The sequence below is a fragment of the Paenibacillus sp. LPE1-1-1.1 genome (assembly GCF_040676435.1).
Taxonomy (GTDB): domain Bacteria; phylum Bacillota; class Bacilli; order Paenibacillales; family Paenibacillaceae; genus Pristimantibacillus.
This window is the reverse complement of sequence record NZ_JBEGHY010000032.1, coordinates 1-255: the sequence shown is the minus strand read 5'-3', so window position 1 is coordinate 255 and position 255 is coordinate 1. Positions and strand designations below refer to the sequence as shown.

Sequence of the window (255 nt, the reverse complement as noted above, 5' to 3'; positions counted from 1 at the left end):
AAACCAAGGAGCTTGCTCCTTGGGGTTGTAGGACGTCTCACATGGAGTTACAAAGGTGTTTGGTAGGCGAAGAGGTCTGGAAAGGCCCGCCAGAGCAGGTAAAAGCCCTGTAACCGAAAGCAAGCACTCTCCGAGACGGATCCTGAGTACGGCGGGACACGTGAAACCCCGTCGGAATCCGGCAGGACCATCTGCCAAGGCTAAATACTCCCTGGTGACCGATAGTGAAGCAGTACCGTGAGGGAAAGGTGAAAA

General features: G+C 54.5%; 1 rRNA gene. It reads left to right on the top strand.

The annotated features are described in order from the left end of the window. Positions 1–255, top strand: a 23S ribosomal RNA gene (locus MRBLPE1_RS23160); the annotation flags it as partial.